This is a genomic window from Pseudomonas sp. IT-196MI5 (genome assembly GCF_949767415.1).
In the GTDB taxonomy this organism is placed as follows: domain Bacteria; phylum Pseudomonadota; class Gammaproteobacteria; order Pseudomonadales; family Pseudomonadaceae; genus Aquipseudomonas.
Map to the genome: position 1 here is coordinate 207,280 of NZ_CATKPZ010000044.1, position 24,414 is coordinate 231,693.

At 60.9% G+C, this 24,414-nt stretch carries 28 protein-coding genes; 15 read left to right on the forward strand and 13 right to left on the reverse strand.

Translation table 11 applies throughout. The features are described from left to right. Positions 1 to 123 precede the first annotated feature (123 nt). The 7 genes from ACM6IK_RS21865 to ACM6IK_RS21895 all read left to right on the forward strand — a co-directional run bounded on the left by ACM6IK_RS21865 (position 124) and on the right by ACM6IK_RS21895 (position 6,257). Entirely contained in the window at positions 124 to 1,518 is a 1,395-nt protein-coding gene (locus ACM6IK_RS21865) for an ethanolamine ammonia-lyase subunit EutB (protein ID WP_414875965.1), read from the forward strand. Between the two features lie 8 nt (positions 1,519 to 1,526). Continuing rightward, complete coding sequence (eutC, locus tag ACM6IK_RS21870; RefSeq protein WP_414875966.1) at positions 1,527 to 2,351, forward strand: ethanolamine ammonia-lyase subunit EutC; 825 nt, start codon at positions 1,527 to 1,529, stop codon at positions 2,349 to 2,351. A gap of 114 nt (positions 2,352 to 2,465) precedes the next feature. Next, positions 2,466 to 2,927 (forward strand): GNAT family N-acetyltransferase, encoded by a 462-nt coding sequence (locus tag ACM6IK_RS21875; RefSeq protein WP_414875967.1) that lies wholly within the window; start codon positions 2,466 to 2,468, stop codon positions 2,925 to 2,927. 239 nt (positions 2,928 to 3,166) lie between these two features. Further along, positions 3,167 to 3,823, forward strand: coding sequence for a DedA family protein (locus tag ACM6IK_RS21880; protein ID WP_108216318.1), 657 nt, complete (start codon positions 3,167 to 3,169; stop codon positions 3,821 to 3,823). A 4-nt stretch (positions 3,824 to 3,827) separates the two neighbouring features. Next, the gene (locus ACM6IK_RS21885) at positions 3,828 to 4,640 is read left to right on the forward strand and encodes a zinc-dependent peptidase (protein WP_414875968.1); all 813 of its coding nucleotides are present in this window, start codon (positions 3,828 to 3,830) and stop codon (positions 4,638 to 4,640) included. Positions 4,641 to 4,753: 113 nt separating this feature from the next. Continuing rightward, positions 4,754 to 5,281, forward strand: coding sequence for an inorganic diphosphatase (ppa, locus tag ACM6IK_RS21890; RefSeq protein ID WP_007990564.1), 528 nt, complete (start codon positions 4,754 to 4,756; stop codon positions 5,279 to 5,281). Positions 5,282 to 5,510: 229 nt separating this feature from the next. Next, the gene (locus tag ACM6IK_RS21895) at positions 5,511 to 6,257 is read left to right on the forward strand and encodes a LexA family transcriptional regulator (protein WP_414875969.1); all 747 of its coding nucleotides are present in this window, start codon (positions 5,511 to 5,513) and stop codon (positions 6,255 to 6,257) included. Between the two features lie 305 nt (positions 6,258 to 6,562). On the opposite strand, the gene ACM6IK_RS21900 is transcribed toward ACM6IK_RS21895, so the two are convergent. Then, entirely contained in the window at positions 6,563 to 7,363 is an 801-nt protein-coding gene (locus tag ACM6IK_RS21900; protein WP_414876080.1) for a PDDEXK nuclease domain-containing protein, read from the reverse strand. Positions 7,364 to 7,592: 229 nt separating this feature from the next. Between ACM6IK_RS21900 and ACM6IK_RS21905 the strand changes: the two genes are divergently transcribed. From ACM6IK_RS21905 to ACM6IK_RS21920, 4 genes are all read left to right on the forward strand, one after another. Next, positions 7,593 to 7,835, forward strand: coding sequence for an exodeoxyribonuclease VII small subunit (locus tag ACM6IK_RS21905; RefSeq protein WP_108216307.1), 243 nt, complete (start codon positions 7,593 to 7,595; stop codon positions 7,833 to 7,835). Continuing rightward, entirely contained in the window at positions 7,832 to 8,719 is an 888-nt protein-coding gene (gene ispA, locus ACM6IK_RS21910) for a (2E,6E)-farnesyl diphosphate synthase (protein ID WP_414875970.1), read from the forward strand. Before ACM6IK_RS21905 ends, ispA begins: the two co-directional genes overlap by 4 nt. A 91-nt stretch (positions 8,720 to 8,810) precedes the next feature. Continuing rightward, a complete protein-coding gene (gene dxs / locus ACM6IK_RS21915) occupies positions 8,811 to 10,709 on the forward strand; it encodes a 1-deoxy-D-xylulose-5-phosphate synthase (protein ID WP_414875971.1) in 1,899 nt (632 codons plus the stop codon). Positions 10,710 to 10,867: 158 nt separating this feature from the next. Continuing rightward, entirely contained in the window at positions 10,868 to 12,751 is a 1,884-nt protein-coding gene (locus tag ACM6IK_RS21920; protein ID WP_414875972.1) for a TonB-dependent receptor domain-containing protein, read from the forward strand. Positions 12,752 to 12,888: 137 nt separating this feature from the next. On the opposite strand, the gene ACM6IK_RS21925 is transcribed toward ACM6IK_RS21920, so the two are convergent. The 11 genes from ACM6IK_RS21925 to nrdR form a co-directional block, all read right to left on the reverse strand. Next, entirely contained in the window at positions 12,889 to 13,689 is an 801-nt protein-coding gene (locus ACM6IK_RS21925) for a cobalamin-binding protein (RefSeq protein WP_414875973.1), read from the reverse strand. Beyond that, positions 13,689 to 14,108, reverse strand: coding sequence for an MFS transporter (locus tag ACM6IK_RS21930; RefSeq protein WP_414875974.1), 420 nt, complete (start codon positions 14,106 to 14,108; stop codon positions 13,689 to 13,691). The genes ACM6IK_RS21925 and ACM6IK_RS21930 overlap by 1 nt, the downstream gene beginning before the upstream one ends. Beyond that, positions 14,105 to 14,722, reverse strand: coding sequence for a GTP cyclohydrolase II (gene ribA, locus ACM6IK_RS21935; RefSeq protein ID WP_150726901.1), 618 nt, complete (start codon positions 14,720 to 14,722; stop codon positions 14,105 to 14,107). Before ribA ends, ACM6IK_RS21930 begins: the two co-directional genes overlap by 4 nt. A gap of 160 nt (positions 14,723 to 14,882) precedes the next feature. Further along, on the reverse strand, positions 14,883 to 15,386 hold the full coding sequence (locus ACM6IK_RS21940) for a phosphatidylglycerophosphatase A (RefSeq protein WP_108216301.1): 504 nt from the start codon (positions 15,384 to 15,386) through the stop codon (positions 14,883 to 14,885). Next, entirely contained in the window at positions 15,383 to 16,348 is a 966-nt protein-coding gene (gene thiL, locus ACM6IK_RS21945; protein WP_414876081.1) for a thiamine-phosphate kinase, read from the reverse strand. The genes ACM6IK_RS21940 and thiL overlap by 4 nt, the downstream gene beginning before the upstream one ends. Positions 16,349 to 16,376: 28 nt before the next feature. Further along, positions 16,377 to 16,877, reverse strand: a complete 501-nt coding sequence (gene nusB / locus ACM6IK_RS21950) for a transcription antitermination factor NusB (RefSeq protein ID WP_160390324.1) — start codon at positions 16,875 to 16,877, stop codon at positions 16,377 to 16,379. Next, a complete protein-coding gene (ribE, locus tag ACM6IK_RS21955) occupies positions 16,874 to 17,350 on the reverse strand; it encodes a 6,7-dimethyl-8-ribityllumazine synthase (RefSeq protein ID WP_003228649.1) in 477 nt (158 codons plus the stop codon). The genes nusB and ribE overlap by 4 nt, the downstream gene beginning before the upstream one ends. Positions 17,351 to 17,441: 91 nt before the next feature. After that, positions 17,442 to 18,533, reverse strand: a complete 1,092-nt coding sequence (ribBA, locus tag ACM6IK_RS21960) for a bifunctional 3,4-dihydroxy-2-butanone-4-phosphate synthase/GTP cyclohydrolase II (RefSeq protein ID WP_090325554.1) — start codon at positions 18,531 to 18,533, stop codon at positions 17,442 to 17,444. A 30-nt stretch (positions 18,534 to 18,563) separates the two neighbouring features. Continuing rightward, on the reverse strand, positions 18,564 to 19,229 hold the full coding sequence (locus ACM6IK_RS21965) for a riboflavin synthase (RefSeq protein ID WP_414875975.1): 666 nt from the start codon (positions 19,227 to 19,229) through the stop codon (positions 18,564 to 18,566). 47 nt (positions 19,230 to 19,276) lie between these two features. After that, positions 19,277 to 20,410, reverse strand: coding sequence for a bifunctional diaminohydroxyphosphoribosylaminopyrimidine deaminase/5-amino-6-(5-phosphoribosylamino)uracil reductase RibD (gene ribD, locus ACM6IK_RS21970; RefSeq protein ID WP_414875976.1), 1,134 nt, complete (start codon positions 20,408 to 20,410; stop codon positions 19,277 to 19,279). Then, complete coding sequence (nrdR, locus tag ACM6IK_RS21975) at positions 20,407 to 20,871, reverse strand: transcriptional regulator NrdR (RefSeq protein ID WP_003228656.1); 465 nt, start codon at positions 20,869 to 20,871, stop codon at positions 20,407 to 20,409. Before nrdR ends, ribD begins: the two co-directional genes overlap by 4 nt. Before the next feature lie 127 nt (positions 20,872 to 20,998). Here nrdR and ACM6IK_RS21980 point away from each other — a divergent pair, with 127 nt between their 5' ends. The 3 genes from ACM6IK_RS21980 to trxA all read left to right on the forward strand — a co-directional run bounded on the left by ACM6IK_RS21980 (position 20,999) and on the right by trxA (position 23,126). Continuing rightward, a complete protein-coding gene (locus tag ACM6IK_RS21980) occupies positions 20,999 to 21,463 on the forward strand; it encodes a YbaY family lipoprotein (protein ID WP_108216297.1) in 465 nt (154 codons plus the stop codon). Next, on the forward strand, positions 21,460 to 22,116 hold the full coding sequence (locus tag ACM6IK_RS21985) for a class I SAM-dependent methyltransferase (RefSeq protein WP_414875977.1): 657 nt from the start codon (positions 21,460 to 21,462) through the stop codon (positions 22,114 to 22,116). Before ACM6IK_RS21980 ends, ACM6IK_RS21985 begins: the two co-directional genes overlap by 4 nt. Before the next feature lie 137 nt (positions 22,117 to 22,253). Next, a complete protein-coding gene (gene trxA, locus ACM6IK_RS21990) occupies positions 22,254 to 23,126 on the forward strand; it encodes a thioredoxin (RefSeq protein WP_414875978.1) in 873 nt (290 codons plus the stop codon). Between the two features lie 117 nt (positions 23,127 to 23,243). Here the strand turns inward: trxA and ACM6IK_RS21995 are convergent, their stop codons facing one another. Continuing rightward, on the reverse strand, positions 23,244 to 23,585 hold the full coding sequence (locus ACM6IK_RS21995; protein WP_414875979.1) for a hypothetical protein: 342 nt from the start codon (positions 23,583 to 23,585) through the stop codon (positions 23,244 to 23,246). A 135-nt stretch (positions 23,586 to 23,720) separates the two neighbouring features. Here ACM6IK_RS21995 and ACM6IK_RS22000 point away from each other — a divergent pair, with 135 nt between their 5' ends. Next, positions 23,721 to 24,308, forward strand: a complete 588-nt coding sequence (locus tag ACM6IK_RS22000) for a DUF2796 domain-containing protein (RefSeq protein WP_414875980.1) — start codon at positions 23,721 to 23,723, stop codon at positions 24,306 to 24,308. Positions 24,309 to 24,414 lie beyond the last annotated feature (106 nt).

Sequence of the window (24,414 nt, forward strand, 5' to 3'; positions counted from 1 at the left end):
GCTTGCTCGCGATGGCGGTGTGTCATTCAGCACATGTGGCGGATGTAAAACGGCTATCGCGAGCAAGCTCGCTCCCACAGAAAAGCAGATCGAATTTTTGAATTGACCAGGAGGCCCCGCCCCATGGCCGTATATGCCCATTCCGTCGGCGCCCAGACCTATCGCTTCGACAGCCTCAAAGAAGTCATGGCCAAGGCCAGCCCGGCACGCTCCGGAGATTTTCTGGCCGGCGTCGCAGCCCTTAATGACGGCGAGCGTGTCGCGGCACAGATGGCTTTGGCCGACACGCCGCTAAGCCACTTCCTGCAGGAAGCGTTGATCCCCTACGAATCCGATGAAGTCACCCGTCTGATCATCGACACCCACGACAAACAAGCCTTCGCTGTCGTCAGTCACCTGACCGTCGGCGGCTTTCGCGACTGGCTGCTCAGCGATGCCGCCGACGAGCAGGTCCTGCGCGCCCTGGCCCCCGGCCTGACCCCGGAAATGGCCGCCGCCGTATCAAAGATCATGCGTGTGCAGGATCTGGTGCTGGTGGCGCAAAAAATCCGCGTGGTCACACAGTTTCGCGGCACCCTGGGCCTGCGCGGTCGACTGTCCACACGCCTGCAACCGAACCACCCCACTGACGAACCGGCCGGGATCGCCGCAAGCATTCTGGACGGTCTGCTGCACGGCAATGGCGACGCAATGATCGGCATCAACCCTGCCACCGACAGCATCGCCTCGATCTGCGCCATGCTGGAAATGCTCGACGCGATCATCCAACGCTATGAAATTCCGACCCAGGCGTGCGTGCTGACCCACGTCACCACGTCGATCGAAGCGGTCAATCGCGGCGTCCCGCTGGACCTGGTGTTCCAGTCGATCGCCGGCACCGAAGCGGCCAACGCCAGTTTCGGCATTAACCTGAGTATATTGAGAGAAGGCCATGACGCCGGCTTGAGTCTGAATCGCGGTACGCTGGGCCAGAACCTGATGTACTTCGAAACCGGCCAGGGCAGCGCCCTGTCGGCCAACGCCCACCATGGCGTCGATCAACAAACCTGCGAAACCCGGGCCTACGCCGTCGCGCGGCATTTCAACCCGTTCCTGGTCAACACCGTCGTCGGTTTCATCGGCCCGGAATACCTGTACAACGGCAAACAGATCATCCGCGCCGGCCTGGAAGACCACTTCTGCGGCAAGCTTTTGGGCGTGCCCATGGGCTGCGACATCTGCTACACCAACCACGCCGAAGCCGACCAGGATGACATGGACACCCTGCTGACCCTGCTGGGCGTCGCCGGGATCAACTTCATCATGGGCATCCCCGGCTCCGACGACATCATGCTCAACTACCAGACCACCTCCTTCCACGATGCGCTCTACGCCAGGCAGACCCTGGGACTGAAACCTGCGCCGGAGTTCGAGCAGTGGCTGGCGAAAATGGGCATCTTCACCCAGACGGACGGCCGGGTTCTGTTTGGCAACAGCCTGCCGCCGGCCTTTCGCCAGGCCTTGGCGCAACTGGGATGAGCACTGACATGGATAAACTACCCTTCGATCCCCACAACCCATGGCTGGAACTGCGACGCCTGACACCGGCGCGAATTGCCCTGGGCCGCACCGGCACCAGCATTCCCACTCGCGCGCAACTGGACTTCCAATACGCCCACGCCCAGGCGCGGGATGCGGTGCACTTGCCATTCGATCATGCGGCACTCAGCTCACAACTGGCCGAACGCGGACACGAAAGCCTTGTGCTGCACAGCGCAGCGATCGACCGCAACAGTTACCTGCAACGCCCGGACCTGGGACGAAAACTGAGTGACGCATCGGCAAAGACCTTGTGTGAATACGCTTCGGCGCACCCTGGCGGAGTCGATTTGGTGATAGTGATCGCCGACGGCCTGTCGGCACTGGCCGTTCATCGCCATACCCTGCCCTTTCTGGCACGCCTCGAAGAACAGATTGCTGCGGAAGGTTGGACGGTTGCGCCGGTGATTTTGGTGGAACAGGGGCGTGTGGCGGTCGCTGACGAAATCGGTGAGTTGCTCGGAGCGAAAATGACCGTGATCCTCATTGGCGAACGCCCTGGCCTCAGCTCCCCGGACAGCCTGGGTTTATATTTCACCTACAATCCCAAGGTCGGTCTTACCGATGCCTACCGTAACTGCATCTCCAACGTGCGGCTTGAAGGCCTGAGTTACGGCATGGCGGCACACCGCTTGCTTTACTTGATGCGCGAAGCCTGCCGACGGCAGTTGTCAGGGGTCAATCTGAAGGATGAAGCGCAGGTTCAGACACTGGCGTCGGACGAGCAAGCCGACATGAAAGGTAATTTCCTGCTCGGCCCGCCGAATGCCTGATCCGCGTGCGCATTGCACATTCGTACCAGTTTCAGGCAGGATCGTGACACGGCCGCCAAGGGTTTCCCATCGCCGTCAGAGACGTAAGACAGCCACTTGAAGACGAGACCTACCATGCGGATTATTCAAGCGACCCTCGAACACTTGGACCAGTTGACCCCGTTGTTCGTCAAATATCGCGAGTTCTATGGTTCCCTGCCGTATCCGGACTCGTCCCGGGCGTTCCTCGAAAAGCGCCTGCGTCGCAAAGAGTCGGTGATCTACCTGGCGCTGTCCGATGACGACAGCAACAGACTGATGGGTTTCTGTCAGCTATACCCGAGCTTCTCCTCGCTTTCGCTCAAACGCGTGTGGATCCTCAACGATATTTATGTCGCCGAGGACGCCCGCCGTCAGTTGGTGGCCGACAACCTGATCCGCACCGCAAAAAAAATGGCCAAGGAAACCAATGCCGTGCGCATGCGTGTTTCCACCAGCAGCAACAACGAAGTCGCGCAGAAAACCTACGAGTCCATCGGATTCAAGGAAGACACCGAATTCAAGAACTATGTGCTGCCGATCAGCGACGAACTATAAGGCCGCGCCAGCGGGACGAACCCCCTTGTGGCGAGGGGGCTTGTCGGAACGCCACAATATTTTGCGCCCCGGTAAAAACCCAGGACATTCCCCGCTACAATCTCGACGCGATTTTCACCTCTCGCCTCGTATAATCGCGAACTCCCCCGGCTTGTAAGAAAAACTACCCTTATCCGTAGTCTTACGCGAAGTCATCCGCACAGGCCTGCTGAGTCGGGCCATCACCACAGGTGCTTTCCATGGATTTCAACCCGATCGACATCGTCCTGCATCTCGACGTCTACCTCGACATGCTTGTAACCAACTACGGGGCATGGATCTACGCCATCCTGTTTATGGTGATCTTCTGTGAAACCGGTCTGGTGGTCATGCCCTTCCTGCCGGGCGACTCCCTGCTGTTCATCGCTGGCGCCGTGGCGGCCGGTGGCGGCATGGACCCGGTACTGCTTGGCGGCCTGCTGATGCTGGCGGCGATTCTGGGCGACAGCACCAACTACATCATCGGACGAACGGCCGGTGAAAAACTGTTCAGCAATCCAGACTCGAAGATCTTCCGTCGTGACTACCTGCAACAAACCCACGATTTCTACGACAAGCACGGTGGCAAAACCGTGACCCTGGCGCGCTTCCTGCCGATCATCCGCACTTTTGCACCGTTCGTCGCCGGGGTGGGGAAAATGCCTTATCCGCGCTTCTTCGCCTTCAGTGTCTTCGGCACTGTCCTGTGGGTCGGCGGGCTGGTGACCCTCGGTTACTTCTTCGGCAACGTGCCGTTCATCAAGAAGAACCTGTCGCTGCTGGTAGTCGGCATCATCCTGCTCTCGCTGGTGCCGATGATCATTGGCATGGTGCGTAACCGCCTTGCGGGCTCGAGCTCCAAAGCCGAATCGCGCTGACACGATGTGGTCCCTGAGCGCCTGGCGTCGCCGGCGCACCCTGGCCAAGCACCTGATTGCCGATGACATGTGGCAACGGGTGCGCCATCACCTGAGCTTTCTCGATGGCATCAGTGCCGCCGAAGACCAATGGCTGCGCGAAGCCTGCGTGCTGTTCCTCGAAGACAAGCACCTGACTGCCCTGCCCGGCGTCGAACTGCATCAGGAGCAGCGCTTGCTGCTCGCAGCCCAGGCGCAACTGCCGCTGCTGCACCTCGGCGACCTGAACTGGTATCAGGGCTTCCACGAAATCATTCTCTACCCCGATGACTTCCTCAGCCCCCAGCGCCATCGCGATGTCGGCGGCGTCGAGCACGAATGGATGGGTGAGCACAGCGGTGAAGCGTGGCAGCAAGGCCCGATCATCCTTGCCTGGCCCGGCGTAATGGCCAGCGGAGGCTGGGAAGGCTACAACCTGGTGATCCACGAACTGGCGCACAAACTGGACATGCTCAACGGCGTCGCCAACGGTCTGCCGCCGTTGCACCCAGACATGCGGGTCAGCGACTGGGCCAGCGTCATGCAAAAGGCCTACGACGACCTCGACCGGCAACTGGAACGCAATCCCGATGCCGAAACGGCCATCGACCCCTATGCCGCCGAAACCCCTGCCGAGTTCTTCGCCGTCACCAGCGAATACTTCTTCAGCGCCCCGGATTTGCTGCACAAGGCTTATCCACAGGTGTACCAGCAGCTGAAGTTGTTCTATCGCCAGGACCCGCTGGCGAGATTGAAGCAACTAAAGGCGCATGACCCTGTCTATCAGGCACACCAGTGAGCGCCATACGACTTCTGGTGCGTGGCGTCGACCCGGGAATATGCCTATAATCGCCGCCACTTTTTGGTCAATCCGGCCAAGTATTTCTGGTCAACTAACGGGGGCAACGCCCAATGAGCTACAGCAAGATTCCGGCTGGCAAAGACCTGCCGAACGACATCTACGTCGCGATCGAGATTCCGGCCAACCACGCGCCGATCAAATACGAAATCGACAAAGACAGCGATTGCCTGTTCGTTGACCGTTTCATGGCCACCCCAATGTTCTACCCGGCCAACTACGGTTACATCCCGAACACCCTGGCTGACGACGGTGATCCCCTCGACGTGCTGGTTGTAACCCCTTACCCGGTTGCTCCAGGTTCGGTGATCCGCGCGCGTCCAGTCGGCATCCTGAACATGACCGATGACGGCGGCGGCGATGCCAAGGTCATCGCAGTCCCACACGACAAGCTGTCCCAGCTGTACGTCGACGTGAAGGAATACACCGACCTGCCAGCCCTGCTGATCCAGCAGATCGAGCACTTCTTCGCGAACTACAAAGATCTCGAAAAAGGCAAATGGGTGAAGATCGAAGGCTGGGCCGGCGCAGACGCCGCCCGCGAAGCGATCACCAAGTCGGTTGCTGCCTATAAAGGCTAAGCCCGGCTGCAGGCTTTCAGCGGCAAGCGGCAAGAAAAACCCCGGGAGATCCGGGGTTTTTTGTGGGCGCTTGATAAGCACGCCAAACACCCCGTTTAAACAAACCCTCCAATGGTTTTTGTTTGTTTAGACTTCCCCAAGAACGTCTTACATCCCGTCGTAAATTTCCCGCGAAATTTGAACGAAGCGTTTATTCAAACCCTTGATAGCCGCCAGTAGACTCGCGCTCATGAAAAAGAACACTAGCGGCCCACGCTTCAAGGCGCTCCTTGAAGCAGCGAACATCACGACCACCGGATTTGCCGAATTCCTGGATACGGCTCCGCAGAATGTACATAACTGGTACACCCGCGGCGTGCCCGCCCATTGCATGGAAGAAGTCGCCAGAAAACTCTCCGTCAGCAGCGACTGGCTGAAAACCGGCGAAGGCTCGAAAGACGCCCAACACCTGCGCCTGCTCGACGAATCCGGCAACACCTTCGATGCCCAGACCATCCGTGGTGTCTACACGGTGATCGAGCCGGTCGACATCGAACTGCCGCTCTACAAAGAAGTTTTTACCGCTCCCGGCTCCAACAGAACCCACGTCATAGAAGACCCCGAGCAATCCATCCGCCTGCCGCGCAGCCACCTCGATTCTCTGGAAATCAACCACGCCGACGCCATCTGTGCCTTCATGAGCGGGAACAGCATGGGAGAGAAAATCGAAGACGGTTCGACTCTGGCGATTGACCGTGGCCTGACCCAGATTGTCGATGGCGAGATCTACGCCATCGAACATGACGGCATGCTACGCATCAAGTACCTGCACCGACTACCGGGCAACTCCCTGCGATTGCGCAGCCACAACCGCGCCGAATACCCGGATGAAATCTTCAGGGCCGCCCAAATCGAAGAGCAGAACATCAGGGTGCTGGGCTGGGTGTTCTGGTGGTCGACCCTGAACAAACGACGGCCGACGGTGCCGTTTCTTTAAGCGCTCCAGAACGCCCATCGGCCGCCCACCCGGGCGGCCAAAAGGCTCTGCCCTGCACTTCCCGCTGGGAATTCCCCTCAAACCTGCGTATGCTGCGCCCCACATTTGCGCATCGACCCGCCCTGCGGCCCAGATGCACTGACCTGACAGATGACTTTCTCACCAGGTCCCACAGCCGGACGCAAGATCCGGGTGTACGTTTTGAAGGCTGGCGCGGTTTACCAAAAATGATCCAAGCCAGTCCCCGAGAAGCCGGCCACAAGCCGGCTTTTTAATGCCTGAAAGAAAGTGATTCACGACAAAAATCACTCAACCCCTTCAGTATTCAGCGCATAAAACTCCTGCAGCCTGGCTTGCAACAGTTTCTTGTCCGGCAATTGCGTGTGGTACTCCGCGATCAAGGCAGGAGACAGTGAGCGGTTCAGGGCGTACTCGACGATTTCGTCCTCTTTGCTCGCGCACAGCAATACGCCGAGCGCCGGGTTTTCGTGTGGCTTGCGGACATTGCGGCCCAACGCTTCAAGATAAAAATCCATCTTCCCCAGGTATTCCGGCTCAAAGCGCCCGACCTTGAGTTCGATCGCCACCAGGCAGTTCAGCCCACGGTGGAAAAACAACAGATCCAGCGCAAAATCCCGCCCACCTACCTGCAACGGATATTGCGAACCCACAAAGCAGAACTCTCTGCCCAGTTCAATCAGAAAATCCCTGAGCTTGTGCAGCAGGCCTCCATGCAAGTCTGTCTCTGCATGACCACGCTCCAGAGCCAGAAACTCAATCACGTAGGCATCCTTGAACACGTCCAGGGCCTGGGGATGAATTTGTCGCAGCAGTGCTGACACTTTTTCATCACCCCTGTACGCCTCATAGAACTGGCGCATTCGAAATAGACTTCGTCGCGTAAACCCACGCAGTCCAGGCTGTGTACGCTCAAGGTGCATAGCCAACTGGGCAACGACTCCATCACCCCACTCCGCTGCTTCAATTTTGCGACTGATGTAGGCCCCAACCTGCCAGTGCAACTCAATCAGCTCGGTGTTGACCGCCTGCATGGCGCGTTGTCGCGCGGTCACAATCAGTTGGGCAGGCGCGACTCTGGCAGGCACACCAGAGCCGTTCGGCTGCGCAGCAGTCGCAAATCCGACGAATGCGATACGCCTCACAAAACTCGGTGGCTGATTTTGGGGGTTGCTGCGCAACCCGACGGGGGCAAGCCCCCTCGCCACACGTAACTGTCGCGCTCACAACCAAGGCTTTCGAATCCCCCTTCATTTGCCCATGAACCCCCTATCTGCTAGTGTCGCGCCGGTTTAACGTCAACCGGAAATCGCCGCCATGGCCCGCAAAAAAGCTGCACTGGATTTCGAACAATCCCTCGCCGACCTGCAAACGCTGGTGGAGCGTCTGGAGAATGGCGAATTGTCGCTGGAGGAGTCGCTGGCCGCTTTCGAGCAAGGCATCGGTCTGACCCGCGATTGCCAGGCGGCGCTGGCCCAGGCCGAGCAAAAGGTTCAAGTGCTGCTCGAGCGTGATGGCGAGTTGGCCGAGGAACCCTTCGACGCGGATCAGCCAGAATGATTGCAGCGTACTCCGCCACCAGCCAGGCCCGCGTCAATGCGGCTCTGGAAACTCTGTTCATCGCGCCGAGCCCTGAGCTGGCGCGGCTGTATGAAGCCATGCGCTACAGCGTGATGAATGGCGGCAAACGCGTGCGTCCACTGTTGGCCTACGCCGCGTGCGAAGCGTTGGGCGGCAAGGCCGAGCAAGCCAACGGCGCAGCCTGCGCGGTGGAGTTGATCCACGCCTATTCGCTGGTGCATGACGACTTGCCGGCCATGGACGATGACGATCTGCGTCGCGGCCAGCCCACTACCCACAAGAAATTCGATGAAGCCTGCGCGATCCTCGCCGGTGACGGTTTGCAGAGCCTGGCCTTCAGCGCCCTGCTCGATCCGCGCCTGAGCGCCCCGGATGCTGAAATCCGCCTGCAAATGGTCAGCGCCCTGGCACTGGCGGCAGGCCCGGCGGGCATGGTCGGCGGTCAGGCCATCGACCTCGGTTCGGTCGGCCTGAAGCTCGACCAGAAAGCCCTGGAGTACATGCACCGGCACAAGACCGGTGCGTTGATTGAGGCCAGCGTCAAGCTCGGTGCCCTGGCCAGCGGCCGTGCCGAGAAAGACGAACTCAAGTCCCTGCAGACTTATGCACAGGCCATCGGCCTGGCATTCCAGGTGCAGGACGACATTCTCGACGTCGAAAGCGATACCGAAACCCTCGGCAAACGCCAGGGCGCCGACATTGCCCGGGACAAACCGACCTACCCGGCCCTGCTCGGCCTCGACGCCGCCAAGGCCTACGCCCTGGAGCTGCGCGACCAGGCCCTGCACGCACTGCGACCGTTTGACGCGGCGGCCGAGCCGTTGCGCGATCTGGCCCGGTATATCGTCGATCGCCGCAGCTGACAGCGAATCCGCCAAAAAAAACCAACGCGTGGGCAGGGACCGATGCATCAGGTAAACTGCCGCATCTTTTATACCTATAACGATTCGCCTGATGCCCACGACGTTTCATGAGATTCCCCGCAAACGCCCAACCACGCCCCTGCTCGACCGCGCGAAAACGCCGGACGGCCTGCGCCGGTTAGGCGAAGCCGAGCTGGAAACCCTGGCCGATGAGTTGCGCCTGGAATTGCTCTACTCGGTCGGCCAGACCGGTGGGCATTTCGGTGCCGGGCTGGGCGTGATCGAGCTGACCATCGCGCTGCATTACGTCTTCGACACCCCGGACGACCGTCTGGTGTGGGACGTGGGTCATCAGGCTTATCCGCACAAGATCCTCACCGGTCGTCGCGAGCGCATGGCCACCCTGCGCCAGAAGGACGGCGTTGCCGCGTTCCCGCGCCGCTCCGAGAGCGAATACGACACCTTTGGCGTCGGCCACTCCAGCACCTCGATCAGTGCCGCGCTGGGCATGGCGATTGCCGCCCGCTTGCAAAACAGCGAGCGCAAGGCCATCGCGGTGATCGGCGACGGCGCGTTGACTGCGGGCATGGCGTTCGAGGCGCTGAACCATGCGCCGGAAGTGGACGCCAACATGCTGGTGATCCTCAACGACAACGACATGTCGATCTCACGTAACGTCGGTGGCTTGTCGAACTATCTGGCGAAGATCCTTTCCAGCCGCACCTACGCGAGCATGCGCGAAGGCAGCAAGAAAGTGCTGTCGCGCCTGCCCGGGGCCTGGGAAATCGCCCGTCGCACCGAAGAATATGCCAAAGGCATGCTGGTTCCCGGCACGCTGTTCGAAGAGCTGGGCTGGAACTACATCGGCCCGATCGATGGCCATGACCTGCCGACCCTGATCGCCACGCTACGCAACATGCGCGATCTGAAAGGTCCGCAGTTCTTGCACGTCGTCACCAAGAAAGGCAAAGGCTTCGCCCCGGCGGAAGTCGACCCGATCGGTTACCACGCCATCACCAAACTCGAACCGCTGGACGCCCCGGCCGTTGCGCCGAAAAAGGCCAGCGGACCGAAATATTCCGGTGTGTTCGGTGAATGGCTGTGCGACATGGCGGCTGCCGATCCGCGCCTGGTCGGGATTACCCCGGCGATGAAGGAAGGCTCGGATCTGGTCGCCTTCAGCGAACGATTCCCGCAGCGCTACTTCGACGTGGCCATTGCCGAGCAGCACGCCGTCACCTTCGCGGCCGGCATGGCCTGCGAGGGCGCCAAACCCGTGGTAGCCATTTATTCGACCTTCCTGCAGCGCGGCTACGACCAGTTGGTGCACGACGTCGCCGTGCAGAACCTCGACGTACTGTTCGCCATCGACCGCGCAGGCCTGGTGGGCGAAGACGGTCCGACCCACGCCGGCAGTTTCGACCTTTCGTACCTGCGCTGCATCCCCGGCATGCTGGTGATGACCCCGAGCGATGAAAACGAGCTGCGCAAAATGCTCACCACCGGTCACCTGTATGAAGGCCCGGCGGCTGTGCGTTATCCACGCGGTAATGGCCCGAACGCGACCATCGAGAAAGACCTCGAACCAATCGAGATCGGCAAGGGCGTAGTCCGCCGCCAGGGCAGCAAAGTCGCCCTGCTGGTGTTCGGCGTGCAACTGGCCGAGGCCCTGAAAGTCGCCGAGACGCTGGACGCGACCGTGGTCGACATGCGCTTCGTCAAACCGCTGGATGAAGCGCTGGTCCGCGAAATCGCCGGCAGCCATGAACTGCTGGTGACCGTCGAAGAAAACGCAATCATGGGCGGCGCCGGTGGCGCGGTCAGCGAATTCCTCGCCCGCGAAAACATCCTCAAGTCGATGCTGCACCTGGGCTTGCCCGACATCTACGTCGAACACGCCAAGCCTGCGCAAATGCTGGCCGAGTGCGGGTTGGATGAAGCCGGGATCGAGGCTTCGATCCGCGAGCGCCTGCAACTGCTGAACATCTAAACGCAAAAACCCTGTGGGAGCGAGCTTGCTCGCGATAGCGGCCTGTCAGTCAACTCAGATGCTGACTGATGCACCGCTATCGCGAGCAAGCTCGCTCCCACAGTGGTTTTCAGCGCCTATCAAAATTGTATTCGCCTCAAAGCACCAACGGACTACCCATGAAACTCTCCCCCTTCGCCCTGACGCTGACCCTGCTGCCGGCCGGTCAACTGCTGGCCGACACCTTCGAACGCGATCAAGCCCTGAAGCTGCCCGACGTGCTGATCAGCGCCAACCGCCAGGTCGAGGCACGCAACGACAGCAGCGCCGCCAACAGCGTCTTTACCCGCGAAGACATCGATCGCCTGCAACCCAATAGCGTCACCGACCTGCTGCGTCACGTACCGGGCGTGCAAGTCGTGCAAACCGGCGGGCGCGGCAGCTTGCCGGGGGTTTACATTCGCGGCACCCAGTCGGCCCAGAGCCTGGTGCTGGTGGACGGCCAGCGCATCGGCAGTTCAACCTCCGGGGACAGCAACCTGCAACACATCAACATCGAGCAGGTCGAGCGCGTGGAAGTGCTGCGCGGCTCCCGCTCGGTGATTTATGGCAGCGATGCGATTGGCGGGGTGATCCAGATCTTCACCCGTCGTAGTGGCGAACAGGGCCTGCAACCTCGACTGCACATGGGTTTTGGCAGTAACCAGACCTGGGAGCGCAGCCTCGGTTTGTCCGGTGGCGATGCAAACACCCGCTTCAACCTCGGCGCCAGCCTCGACGAAACCGCCGGGATCAATCGTACCCACGAGTCGTATCCCAGCGACGGCGACCATGACGAATACCGCAACAAATCCGTCAGCCTGAGCCTCAGCCATGCGCTGACCGATGACATCGAAGTCGGTGCCAACCTGCTGGATAACCGCGGCAAGAGCGAGTTCGACAACCCGTTCGGGCGCTTCGACATGAATACGTTCGAGTCGGTCCAACAGCAGCCCTACAACGAATTCGATGTGAGCAGTGTCAGCAGTTACATAGACGCGCGCATCAATGATTTGTGGAAAACCCGCATCGAGTTCGGCCACAGCGAAAACCGCGAGAAGACCCTGGACAAGCTCAGCGATGAGCGCAGCGTGTTCAACACCTACCGCGATTCGGTGAACTGGCAGAACGACCTGACGCTCAACGAGCGCAACAGTTTGCTGCTCGGAGGTGACTGGTATGAAGACCGCATCAACAGCAGCACCGCGTTCGATGAGGACAGTCGCTGGAACCAAGCAGCGTACATCCAGCACCGCTACCAGGCTGATAGCTTCTCCACGGAGTTGGGCCTGCGTCATGACGACAACCAGCAATTTGGCAGCCAGAACACCTGGAGCGGCACCCTCACTCTGCCACTGAACCCGGACAACGAAGTACTGCTGACCTACAGCGAAGGCTTCCGCGCACCGACGCTCAACGATCTGTATTACCCGGACTTCAGCAACCCGGACCTGAAACCGGAGACGTCGAAAAGCTATGAACTGCAATGGCGCAGTCAATTGACCGAGAGCAGTCGCCTGGAAGCGTCGCTGTATCGCACCGACCTTGAAGACGCAATCATTTTCGGCAGCAACTTGCGCCCGGAGAACGTCGCCTCGGCGCGAATCAACGGCTTTGAAGCGGCATTGAAGCAGGAATGGTTCGGCTGGCAGAGCAACCTTGGCGTGGCGATCATCGACCCGAGGGATCGCGACACTGGCCATACCCTGGCCCGTCGCGCGCGGCGCACGTTGAGCTGGGATCTGGACCGACAGTTCGATCGCCTGGGTCTCGGCGCCAGTTGGCAGGCGGTCAGCAGCAGCTATGACGACCTGAACAATCAACAGCCGCTCGGCGGCTATGCCTTGTTGGGACTGCGCAGCAGTTGGGCGCTCAACCGTGAAATCAGTCTGGAGCTGAAGGTCGATAACCTGCTGGGCAAGGGGTACAGCCGGGCGTTGTACAGCTACCAGGATAGTCAGTACGGGTATCGCGAGGAAGGTCGGGCGTGGATGTTCGGGGTGACCTGGACGCCGGAGATCTGATCTGAAGTTTTCGGCGCATGGAATGGCCTCATCGCGAGCAAGCTCGCTCCCACAGGTTTTGCGGTTGGATTACAGATTTGTGATCAAAACAGAAACTTTGTGGGAGCGAGCTTGCTCGCGATGAAGGCACCTCGGTCTCAGAGGTCTGGCGCGATCAACTGGCACAGCTTTGCAGTTGCCTCAACCATCTGCCCACTCGGTCGCTCCAGGCCTTTGTCCGTCACCAATCCCAACTGTCCTTGTGCCACGGCCGCCACCTGCGGCCAGGCTTTCCACGCATCGAGTTGCGCCTGATCGCTGGCCAGAATCACCTCGGGATTACGCTGCAACACGGCTTCCACACTGACCTGCGGTGCTGGCAGTTGCAGGTCGGCAAACACGTTTTGGGCACCGCAGACTTCCAGCGCATCGCTGATGATCTGCTCGCCGCCAACGGTGTACAGCGGCCGATCCCAGACCTGATAGAACACGCGTAAAGGCTTGTCCCGTCGATAGCGCTGGCGCAACTCATCCAGCCGCCGGCGTAAATCCCTGGCCAATGAAGTTCCGCGTTCAGGCCGTCCAAGCTGAGCGGCAATGGCCTCGATCTGTGCGGTGAGCTGGTCCAGGCTGTGGGGTTCGGCGACGAAGGTGGGAATATTCAGGCGCTTGAGCTGGTCACGCTGGGCCGGGCCGACACTACCAGGCCATAGCAGCAACAGGTCAGGTCTCAGGCTGAGCAGGCGTTCCATGTCCAACTGGCCATAGCGGCCAACGGAGGGCAGGTGCTTGAGTTCGCCAGGTCGCTCACCGGCGTCCAGCACACCGACCAGAAGGTCGGCGGAACCCAGTTCTACGACAATCTCCGAAAGCGACGGTGCCAGACTGACAACCCGTTCGACTGCAATGGCCGTGCTGCTGGCGGCCAGCAGCGACACCGCCAGCCAGACCGCACGCATCAACCGAGTTGACGCGGAATACGGTAGAGGTAGAACAGCACGGCGGTCGACAGCACCAGCAGCATCAGCGGCACCGCTTCAAGACCGACGAACACCGCCAGGGCAGCGATCCAGGCCGGCAGGCCGGCGGCAAGGAATGCCGTACGCCGCTTGGCCGCCAGACTGATCCAGGCAGCAGGCTCATCCGGTGTATCGAGGGCTTTCTGGGTGGCGATCAGCGCGTGTTTGTAGGCGCCGAAGAACCTCAGGCTGACAAACATCGAGGCGACTCCGGCGATGAACAACGGCATCGCCAGCACAGGCAGGATGGCGTCGCCCTGGCCGAACACCGCGTTGATCACAAACAGCGGCAACAAGGCCAGCGCCAGGTACTGCCACCAGTTGACGGACAGTCGCCGCCGAACCTGAGCGCGAGTCACGCCCGGTCTACCTCGCCCTGATGCTCATTGCCCATCATGTGATCGAGCTTGCTGGCCTTGGTTGCCAGGTAGAGTCGGTTATGCGGGTTGTGGCCGGTGTGCAGCGGCACGCGCTCGGCGACCACGATACCCATGTCGGTCAGGGCTTTGACCTTGCGCGGGTTGTTGGTCATCAGACGCAATGACTTCACGCCCAGGTGCTCCAGCATCGGCAGGCACATGGCGTAGTCACGCTGATCGGCGGCAAAGCCCAGACGCTCGTTGGCTTCGACGGTGTCGGCACCACCGTCCTGCAGCTCATAGGCGCGGATCTTGTTCAGCAGGCCAATGCCCCGGCCTTCCTGACGCAGGTAGAGCAAAACGCCGCGACCTTCACGGGCGATGGCCTGCAAGGCGGCCTCCAGTTGCGAGCCGCAGTCGCAACGCTGGCTGAACAAGGCATCGCCCGTCAGGCATTCGGAGTGCAGCCGGCCGAGTACCGGGGCACCGTCGGCGAATTCACCCAGGCTCAGCACAACGTGCTCGCGGCCGGTGGCTTCATCGAGAAAGCCGTGCATGGTGAATTGCGCAAAAGGCGTTGGCAGCTTGGAAGCGGCGACAAAAACGACAGGCACCGGTGTGCTCCTGATCTAAAGAGTCTGAAGATTCGCAGAGCCGGCATTGTAACAGCAGGTTCCGAGCGACGCTTAGGCTGAATTATCGGCGATAACTATCAAAAAGTTTGATATTCGCCCGCAAGACACTCCCACAGGGTGGCGGCGGCGTCCCTCCCGGTCAGGCGAAAAACCACACCAGTCCCTGCATCGCCAGCCAGGCGAACACCCCGGCCAGGACATCATCGAGCATGATGCCGACGCCGCCATGTACATGCCGGTCTATCCAGCGAATCGGCCACGGCTTGAGGATGTCGAAGAAGCGGAACATCAAGAAACCCACGAGCAACCATTGCCAACCTTCCGGCACCAGCCACAGGGTGATCCACATCCCGACCATTTCGTCCCAGACGATGCCTTCATGGTCGTGTACCCGTAAATCGTCGGCCACTTTGCCGCACAGCCAGAAGCCGAACAACATGGTGATGCCCAGCATCAGCCAATAACCCCAGTCGGGCAGCATTTGCCACAACGGGATAAAAGGCAGCGCAACCAACGACCCCCAAGTGCCAGGCGCCTTAGGCAAGGTGCCCGAGCCGAAGCCGAACGCCAAAAAATGCCATGGATTACGCCAGACCGACGGCGGTACGTTTTCCGCCGGGACCTGATTGGGATGATCTGTCACGGTGACTCCCGAAAATGTTGATAACCCCGGGTTTGCGGGGTGATGTCTTTGCCATCGGCGTCCAGCAGCGTCACGCCCTGCCCCGTTACCACCCGCCCAATCACATGGATCGGCCAACCATCGGCCAGCAATAGCGGCAACTCGACGGACGGTAAGGTGAAGGCCAGGACGTAATCGTCGCCGCCGCTCAGGGCCGCAACTTGTGCGTCCGATTGACCGAGAAATTCGACCAAGCTCTGCGACAGCGGTAAACGATCCCGTTCGACTTCGATACTGACCTTCGAAGCCAGCGCGATATGCCCGCAATCAGCGAGCAGGCCGTCAGAGATATCCATTGCCGAGGTGGCCTTGCCACGTAGCGCCTGACCCAAACCGAGCTGAGGTTGCGGCGACCAGTAATGCGCCAGCAATGGCTCGGCGATGCTCGCTGGGGCCGTGCGCTGGCCGAGCACCAATGGCAGGGCACCCGCAGCATTGCCCAGGTCGCCGCCGACACACAGCAGATCGCCCGGTTGCGCGCCGCTGCGGGTCAGCGCCAGACCGGCCGGCACGCGCCCGATCACGGTCATGGTCATGCTTAACGGCCCACGGGTGGTATCGCCACCCACCAACGCCACACCGCAGCTTTGCGCCATGGTGTTCAAACCACGGGCATAGGCCTGCAGCCAATCGGCAGTCACCGTCGGCAAGGTCAGGGCAAGGGTAAAGGCAACAGGGGTGGCGCCCATGGCAGCCAGGTCACTGACGGCCACGGCCAGCGAGCGCTGACCGAGCAGAAACGGATCGCAGGGATCGGCGAAGTGCACGCCGGCCACCAACGTATCGGTAGAGATCGCCATCTGTTCCCCTGGGGGAACAGTCAGCAAGGCGCAGTCATCGCCAATCCCGAGGGCAACGCCTTCGCCGCCCTGCGCACAAGGCGCGGCGGCGAAGAAATTGCGGATCAGCTCAAACTCGCCCATGGCTTCGCGTCGACATTCCAAGCGCCAATCAGCGCTTGAACGCCTTCACTTCAGCTTCACGCAGACGCGGGGCCAGCTTGTCGAGCACACCGTTGACGAACTTGTGGCCGTCGGTGGAACCAAAGACCTTGGCCAGTTCGATCCCCTCGTTGATCACAACGCGGTACGGCACGTCGACGCGCTTGAGCAGTTCCCAGGTGGACAGACGCAGAACCGCCAGCTCAACCGGGTCCAGCTCTTCGATGGTCAAGTCCAGGCATGGCGTGAGCGCGGTGTCGATTTCGCTCTTGAACTGCGGAACCCCGTGCAGGATTTCGCGGAAATACGCGCCGTCGACATCGCTGAAATCGTTATCGACCCGGAACTGCGCTTCGATCTCGTTCAGCGACTGCTTGGCCATGTGCCATTGGTACAGCGCCTGGGTCGCGAGCTGACGGGCTTCGCGACGCTTGACGCTTTTCGATGGCTTGCCGGCATCCGCAGGCTTTGGATCGCGCGGGTTGAAACGATCGCTTTCGTCGCTAATCACTTGGCCTCCAACTGCGCCAGCAGGCTGACCATTTCCAGAGCGGAAAGGGCAGCTTCAGCACCTTTATTACCGGCCTTGGTGCCGGAACGTTCGATGGCTTGCTCGATGGAGTCAACGGTCAGCACGCCGAATGCGACCGGAACGCCGAACTCCATGGACACCTGGGCCAGGCCCTTGGTGCATTCGCCAGCCACGTATTCGAAGTGCGGAGTGCCGCCACGAATGACCGCGCCCAGGGCGATGATTGCCGCGAACTCGCCTTTCTGGGCGACTTTCTGCGCAACCAGCGGAATTTCGAAGGCGCCAGGTGCGCGGATGATGGTGATGTCGCTTTCGCTCACGCCGTGGCGAACCAGGGCATCAACTGCACCGCTGACCAGGCTTTCAACGACGAAGCTGTTGAAACGGCCCACTACCAAAGCGTAGCGGCCTTTAGGGGCGATGAAGGTACCTTCGATGGTCTTCAGGGTCATTCGATAGATCTCTTAAAGAGCCGGGACGCGTCTCGTACGCATCCCTCGGTGATATTTGAACCGCGAATTCAGGGCCGGCAACAACCGGTCATTATTCGGAGGGCACGTATTCTACAACTTCCAGATCGAAACCGGATATCGCATTAAATTTCATCGGCGCCGACATCAGGCGCATTTTGCGTACGCCCAGGTCACGCAGGATCTGCGAACCGGCACCGACAATGCTATAGGTGGTCGGTTTTTTCACGGCGGCGTGGTCGGCGGTTTCGCGGATGTGCGCCAGCAACACGTCGCCATCGAGCGGGTGACCCAGCAACAGCACCACACCACTGCCAGCCTCGGCAACCGCAGCCATGGCGGCGCGCAGGCTCCAGCGGCCCGGCTGCTTGACCATCAGCAGGTCACGCAGCGGGTCCATGTTGTGCACCCGAACCAGGGTCGGTTCTTCGGCACACACGTTGCCCAGGGTCAGTGCCATGTGCACGTCGCCCTCCACGGAATCACGGTAGGTCACCAGGTTGAATTGGCCCAGTTCGCTGTCCAGTGGCTGCTCGGCAATCCGCTGAACGGTACGTTCGTGGATCATCCGGTAGTGAATCAGGTCGGCGATGGTGCCGATCTTGATGTCGTGTTCGGCGGCAAACGCTTCCAGCTCGGCGCGACGGGACATGGTGCCGTCGTCGTTCATCACTTCGCAGATCACCCCGCTCGGCTCGAAACCGGCCATGCGCGCCAGGTCGCAGGCGGCTTCGGTGTGGCCGGCGCGGGCCAGCGTACCGCCGGCCTGGGCCATCAGCGGGAAGATGTGACCCGGGCTGACGATGTCTTCAGCCTTGGCATCACGGGCGGCAGCAGCCTGCACGGTGCGCGCACGGTCGGCGGCGGAAATGCCGGTGGTCACGCCGGTGGCCGCTTCGATCGATACGGTGAACTTGGTGCCGAAACCGGAACCGTTGCGCGGCGCCATCAACGGCAGCTTGAGCAGCTCGCAACGCTCGCGGCTCATCGGCATGCAGATCAGGCCACGGGCGTGCTTGGCCATGAAGTTGATGTGCTCGGGCTTGCAGCACTCGGCGGCCATGATCAGGTCGCCTTCGTTCTCGCGATCTTCGTCATCCATGAGGATGACCATCTTGCCTTGGCGGATGTCTTCAACCAGTTCTTCGATGCTATTGAGCGCCACAAGGCACCCCCCTTCTTTCGAAATTAGAGCTCAGGATTTGAGGTAGCCGTTTTGGGCCAGAAAGCTTTCGGTAATGGTGCTGCCGGCAGTCGACTCTGCGGCCTTGTCGCCCAGCAGCAGGCGCTCCAGGTAACGGGCCAGCAAATCCACTTCCAGATTCACCCGACGACCCGGCTGGTACGACGCCATGATGGTTTCGCTCAGGGTGTGCGGAATGATGGTCAGCAGGAACTCGGCGCCATCGACTGCGTTCACGGTGAGGCTGGTGCCGTCGACGGTGATCGAGCCTTTGTGGGCGATGTACTTGGCAAGTTCTTTCGGCGCACGGATGCGAAATTCCACGGCGCGCGCGTTTTCGGTACGGGCAACCACTTCGCCCACGCCATCGACGTGACCGCTGACCAGATGCCCGCCGAGGCGAGTGGTCGGGGTCAGGGCTTTTTCCAGGTTGACCGGGCTGCCGCTCTTCAGGTCGTTCATGGCGGTGCAGTCGAGGGTTTCGCGACTGACATCGGCTGCGAAGCCGTTGCCCGGCAACTCAACGGCAGTCAGGCACACGCCGTTGACCGCGATGCTGTCACCCAGTTTGACGTCGCTCAGGTCGAGCTTGCCGGTTTCGACGTGAACCCGCACATCACCGCCCTTTGGGGTCAATGCACGAATACTGCCGATGGATTCGATGATGCCGGTAAACATGAGGTTCTCCTCGAGAACAAGGCCCGCGCTTGCGCGATGGCCGCAAATTATACGCTTGCTGCTGGCAAGGGAATGGCAGTGACTCGCCAGTCATCGCCAACTGCACGAATTTCGGTGATTTTGAGTTCCGGCGCATCCTTCATTTGCGCGAGCGGCCAGTCCAGCAGCGGCCGCGCCGAGGAACCCAAAAACTTGCCGGCGATGAAAATCTGGAACTCGTCCACAAGACCGAGCTGGGCAAACGCGCCTGCCAGACGCGGACCAGCCTCGACCAACACTTCATTGGCCCCACGGGCGGCGAGTTCGACCAGCAACTGATGCAGATCGACCTGGCCGTCATAGCCCGGCACGATCAGGCACTCCGGGCCGGTGGCGTACTGTTCTTCCACCGCGACACAGGTAGCGACCAGTGCCGGGCCAGCCTTGAAGAACGGTGCATCCAGCGGCACCCGCAGGCGACCGTCGACCAGCACCCGCAGCGGTGGACGGCTCATGGCCAGTGCGGTTTGCTCGGCATCAAGCCCCAACTCATCGGCGCGCACGGTCAACCGCGCGTTGTCCGCCAGCACTGTATCGGCGCCGGTCAGTACCACACTGGCTTGCGCGCGCAGACGCTGAACGGCCGAGCGCGCCGCCGGGCCAGTGATCCACTGGCTTTCGCCACTTTCCATCGCCGTGCGCCCGTCCAGGCTCATGGCCAATTTGACCCGCACGAACGGCAAGCCATGTTCCATGCGCTTGAGGAAACCTTGATTGAGTTTTCGCGCTTCACCCTCCAGCACACCACTTTCGGTGGTGATACCCGCCTGGGCCAGGCGCTGCAGACCGCGACCGGCGACCTCCGGATTCGGGTCCTGCATCGCCGCGACCACCCGCGCCACACCGGCATTCACCAGCGCATCGGCACACGGCGGCGTACGGCCGTGATGGCTGCAAGGCTCAAGCGTGACATAGGCAGTAGCGCCACGGGCCAACTCACCGGCCGCGCGCAGGGCGTGGACTTCGGCATGAGGTTCACCGGCGCGCTCGTGCCAGCCCTCGCCGACAATCTGCCCACCTTGCACGATCACGCAGCCGACCCGCGGATTGGGGTGCGTCGTGTAATGGCCCTTGCGCGCCAGTTCCAGGGCACGGGCCATGTAGTGGGCATCGAGGATGGCAAGTTCTGCGGGCGTGTTCATTCTTTCACCGGTTCACGGGCCAGGCGATCGATCTCTTCGCGGAACTCATTGAGGTCCTGGAAGCGACGATATACCGAAGCGAAGCGGATGTAGGCGACTTCGTCGAGTTTCTGCAACTCGGCCATCACCAGCTCGCCGACCACGAGGGATTTGACCTCGCGTTCGCCGGTGGCGCGCAGTTTGTGTTTGATGTGCACCAGCGACGATTCGAGGCGTTCGACGCTCACCGGGCGCTTTTCCAGCGCACGTTGCATGCCGGCGCGGAGTTTTTCTTCGTCGAACGGCTGGCGACTGCCGTCGGTTTTAATCAGGCGCGGCAACACCAGTTCAGCCGTCTCGAACGTCGTGAAACGCTCGCCGCAGGCCAGGCATTCACGCCGGCGGCGCACCTGTTCGCCCTCGGCGACCAGACGCGAGTCGATGACCTTGGTGTCGTTGGCACCGCAGAAGGGACAGTGCATGGTGGCAGGCAACAAAAAAAGGGAGGGCCATGGTAGCGCATCCCCGTGGCAAGACAAGCCATAGGGTTTGCGGTATACAGACGGGATGATCACTTGATCCATGGAATTCAGCTTTATGGAGCCACCAATGTCGTTACGTCCGCTCATTTTGCTCAGTGTTTTCAGCCTGCTGGTGGCTTGCGGCAGTGATGCACCCAAGCCCCAGCCGCCAACGCCGGGCCCGGCGCCGCAGCAAGCGCAGAAGAAAGCCCGGGAGGCCGCCGAACTTGGCCCGCTGCCCGCATATCAGCGCGAATTGAGTGGCACGTTGCAAGGTGTGCCGGCCGGCGCCGAGGTCGAGCTGGCGCTGTTGGTGATCGACGACAAAGACCGTCCGCAACAATTGCTCGCCAGTTCCAGCCTGATCGGCAACAACCAGGTGTTGCCGTTTCACCTGCGCTTCAACCCGGATGCCTTTCCGGTCGGCGCCCGCGTTGAACTGCGAGGCCGCGCCAGCCAGTCCGGGCAGTTGATCCTGCACTTGCCGTCGCAGCTGATCACCCAGCCGACCACCCAGGCCCTGGGCCAACTGCAATTCGTCAAAGCCCCATGAGTGCACCGCTCGACCTGCAAATGGCCTTGGGGGATCTGCTCGGTGACGCGCAATTGGTGGACTGTGATTTACCCGGAACCGATTTGAAACTGTGGCTGATCGACGGCGATAACATGGACCGCGCTTTCAGCCCGGAAGAAACCCGGCGCATTCTGCATGAGCCGCCGTACTGGAGTTTCTGCTGGGCCAGCGGCTTGGCCGTGGCCCGTTATCTGGCCGCAAACCCGCATTGGGTCGAAGGCAAGCGGGTACTGGATTTCGGTGCCGGTTCCGGGGTGGCAGGGATTGCCGCGGCCAAGGCCGGCGCGCTGGAAGTGCTGGCCTGCGACCTCGACCCGCTGGCGATTGCCGCGTGCCGGGCCAATGCCGAGCTCAATGACGTACAGCTTGATTACTCGACGGATTTTTTCGCCGAGGCCGATCGTTTCGATCTGATTCTGGTGGCGGATGTACTGTACGACCGGGCCAACCTGCCGCTGCTCGACCAGTTCCTAAGCCGCGGCCGAGAGGCGCTGGTGGCGGACTCCCGAGTGCGGGATTTTCGCCATCCGTTGTACCGGCGCATCGAAATGCTTGAAGCCATGACCCTGCCGGACCTGGCCGAACCCCACGAGTTTCGGCATGTGAGCCTGTACCATGCGCAACGCGCTTGAAACCGCAAAAAGATCGCAGCCTTCGGCAGCTCCTACAGGATTGAATATTTACACGGCCAATGTAGGAGCTGCCGAAGGCTGCGATCTTTTACGCCAGCCCTTATAGTGAGCATATTCACGCTTCCAAGAGATCCCCCATGAGTCAGCAAACGCCGTACATCTTCGACGCCACGACTGCCGATTTCGACCAGTCGGTGATCGAGAACTCTTTCCACAAGCCGGTGCTGGTGGATTTCTGGGCCGAATGGTGCGCGCCTTGCAAAGTGCTGATGCCGATGTTGCAGAGCATTGCCGAGAGCTATCAGGGTGAATTGCTGCTGGCCAAGGTCAACTGTGACCTCGAGCAAGACATCGTCGCCCGCTTCGGCATCCGCAGCCTGCCAACCGTGGTGCTGTTCAAGGACGGCCAGCCTGTCGACGGCTTTGCCGGTGCCCAGCCCGAATCCGCCGTCCGCGCCCTGCTCGAACCCCATGTGCAAATGCCGCCACCGGCCGCCGCCGATCCGTTCGAACAGGCCCAGGCGCTGTTCGACGACAGCCGCTTTGCCGATGCCGAAGCGCTGCTCAAGGTGATCCTGGGTGAAGACAACACCAACGCCAAGGCACTGATCCTGTACGCCCGCTGCCTGACCGAGCGCGGTGAGCTGGGCGAAGCGCAAACCGTGCTGGATGCAGTCAAGAGCGACGAGCACAAGGCTGCGCTGGCCGGCGCCAAGGCACAGATCAAGTTTCTCGGTTTGGCCAAGGACTTGCCGGATGCCGCCGACCTGAAGGCCCGACTGGCGAAAGACCCGCTGGACGATGAGGCGGTCTATCAACTGTCGATCCAGCAACTGGCCCGTCAGCAGTACGACGCCGCGCTGGACGCATTGCTCAAGTTGTTCATCCGCAACCGCAGCTACAGCGAAGGCTTGCCGCACAAGACCTTGCTGCAGGTGTTCGAGTTGCTGGGCAATGACCACCCGCTGGTCAGCGCGTACCGCCGCAAATTGTTTGCCGCCCTCTACTGATCACAAACCCGTAGGAGCAGCCGGTCGACGCTCGATTGCTCGCGATGGTCGTCAATGATGACGAGGGCTGCCTGCATGGCCGAAGTGCCCTGACGCTTTTCGCGAGCAAGCTCGCGCCTACAACAACCAGCGATAGAGCGGCGTATCGGTACCGCTTTCCACTTTCACGTCCGAACTATGGCGCAGGCGCACCAGCAGGCGTTTGCCCGCCGCCGCGCTGCCGGTCAATCCTTCCAGCTGATCGAGCAGATCCGGTCCGCTGAGCTGCCCGGCCTTGCGCAGCAAATCCCTGGCGATCTGCCACAGCGCCTCATCCTGATTCAGCGGTTTCGCCGCTGGCGCGCTGACCTCGGATTTTTCCACCTGCAACTGCGCTCCCAGTCGCGCCCAGTCCGCGTCGTCCATCTCCAGGGTCAGATCCACCGGCCAGTCGCCGATGCTTCCGCGAATTCGCAACATAGGTCTGCTCCCGCACTTTTCCTCCCGGCATGCTCCCATGGGACTTGTGCAACGCCAAGCAGGCAGTCAAACTCTGCGCACTTACGTTATAAGATCACATAACATTTTCTTCATTTTACTTTTCGGAGACTCGCCATGCGTCGTCTGCTTCTCGCCCTGCCGTTTGCCATGTTGCCGCTGGCTGTCGCCCATGCCGCCGACGAACACGATCATGAGCATGGCAGCCTGAGTGCCCACGAACATGGCGTTGGACGCCTGAACGCCGGGCTGGACGGGCAGACCCTGGAGCTGGAACTGGAAAGCCCGGCCATGAACCTGGTGGGTTTCGAGCACATCGCCACCAGCGATGCAGACAAGGCCAAAGTTGCCGCTGTCCGCGCCCGGCTTGAGCAACCACTGGGCTTGTTCAACCTGCCAAAAGCCGCCGGTTGCGTGGTGGAAAACCAGGAACTGGAAAGCCCGCTGTTCGGCGACCAGCCCGATGCCAACGATGATCACGATGAGGACGCCAAGGACGCCAAGGACGAGCACCACCACGACCACAGCGAAATCCACGCCCATTATCAATTCACCTGCGCCACACCGGGCGCGCTGAAGACCCTGGACCTGGCGAACATTTTCAACACATTCCCGGCGACCCGGACAATTCAGGTACAACTGATCGGTCCGAGTGGGCAGCAAGGGGTTGATGTGACGGCCAAGGCTGCCAGCCTGAAGTTCTGAATCCACTGATGATCCCTGTGGGAGCGAGCTTGCTCGCGATGAGGCCAGCACATTCAATATCAATGTGACTGTAAGACCGCTATCGCGAGCAAGCTCGCTCCCACAA